General features: G+C 81.8%; 2 protein-coding genes. Both read right to left on the reverse strand.

The genetic code is table 11. The annotated features are described in order from the left end of the window. A partial coding sequence (locus HLB09_RS16660; RefSeq protein ID WP_212771281.1) for a site-specific integrase occupies window positions 1-313 on the reverse strand: 313 nt, incomplete at its 3' end. 395 nt (window positions 314-708) lie between these two features. Next, window positions 709-1722: DNA-processing protein DprA (gene dprA / locus HLB09_RS16665; RefSeq protein WP_171204416.1), on the reverse strand; the 1014-nt coding region annotated here is incomplete at its 5' end.

Genomic DNA, 1722 nt, shown 5'->3' on the forward strand with positions numbered 1-1722 from the left:
GGAGCGCCCGGGCCTCGCCCGAGAGCCAGGCCCGCAGGAGCGCGAGGTCGACGTCGGCCGGGTCGCCCCCGCCCCGGCGCCGGGCCGCGGCCAGGAGGTCGCGGACGTCGCCGACGTAGGCGCGCACGGTGTGCGGCGAGCGACCGCGCTCGACCGAGAGGTGCTCGGCGAAGGCCTCGAGGAGGCGCGCGGCGCGCTCGTCCGGCCCGGGGTCGGCACCGGACGTCGACGCGGGCGCTGGTCCCGCCGACGGCCCGGACCCCGCGGAGGGCGCAGCCGGGTGCGGCGCGCGCTCCCCCGTCCCCGTCACCACGGACGCACGCTCCCAGCACCCGCGCGCTCGGGGCAACCACCCGCCCCGGCGTCGCCCGGTGGTCGGTGGTCGGTGGCCCGTGGTCGGTGGCCCGTGGTCGGGGCCCGTGGTCGGGGCCCGTGGTCGGGGGCCCGTGGTCGGGGGCCCGTGGTCGGGGCCCGTGGTCGGTAGTCCGTGGTCGGTGGTCGGTGGTCCGTGGTCGGGGGCCGTGGCCCGTCGTCGGTGGTCGGTGGTCCCGCACGGCCGTCGCGGACCCGTCGCCCGGACGGAGGAGCCGCGGCGCGGCCGCAGCCCCTCGGCGGCCCGGGACGGTCGACGGCGGCAGCAGGGGCCGCGACCGGCGACGGGACCGGCGTCGTCGACGGGTCACGGGCGGCCGCGAGGGGGAGGAGGGGCTAGCCGCGCGGCGCCGCTCGGCGCCACAGCGGCCCCCGGTCGTCCGCGCCGACCTCCTCGGCGTGCCCGCTGAGCGCCAGGCGCCCGAGGCACGCCAGGACGGTCTGCTCGGAGAGCCCCGCGGCCCGGGCGACCGAGACGACGGGCGCGCCCCGGCGCACGGGCAGGGCGTCCGCGACCCGCAGGTCCTCGCCCTCGAGGCCGGCGAGCGGGCGCCGGCGCCCCGACCGCTCCCGCTCGGGTGGGACGGGCACGTCCTCCCCGGAGGCCGCGTCGACGAGCTCGAGCACCTCGGCCGCGTCGGTCACGCAGGTGGCCGCGAGCTCCCGCATCACCCGGTGGCAGCCGGCGGACGTGCTCGAGGTCACCGGTCCCGGCACCGCGCCGAGCGGTCGGAGCAGCCCGGCCGCCCGGGTGGCCGTGCTGAGGGCTCCCGAGCGCCAGGCCGCCTCGACGACGACGACCGCCGAGGAGGCGGCCGCGATGAGCCGGTTGCGCTCGAGGAACCGCCACCGCGTCGGGGACGCCCCCGGCGGCTGCTCCGCCACGACGACGTGCTCGGCCGCGATGCGCGCCAGCAGCGCCTCGTGCGCCGCGGGGTAGGCGCGGTCGACCCCGCAGGCGAGCACGGCCGCCGTCGCCCCGCCGACGGCCAGCGCCGCGCGGTGGGCGGCGGCGTCGATGCCGAAGGCGCCGCCCGAGACGACCGCGACCCCGCGCTCGGCGAGGCCCGCGGCCAGGTCGGCCGCGACGTGCTCGCCGTAGGCCGAGGCGGCGCGCGAGCCGACGAGGGCGACGGACCTCTCGACGAGGGGGCCCAGCGCCCCCGCGCCGCGCACCCACAGGCAGGGGGGCGCGGCGTCGCCGAGGTCGGCCAGCCGCCGGGGCCACTCCTCGTCCGCCGGGACGACGAGCCGCCCGCCGAGGCGGCCGAGCACCTCGGCGTCGCGGCGCGGGTCGAGCCCGTCGAGCCGCGGACGCCACCGGTCGAGACCGGCCCGCAGGGCGGCGCG

The organism is Pseudokineococcus marinus, assembly GCF_013004605.1.
Taxonomy (GTDB): domain Bacteria; phylum Actinomycetota; class Actinomycetes; order Actinomycetales; family Quadrisphaeraceae; genus Pseudokineococcus; species Pseudokineococcus marinus.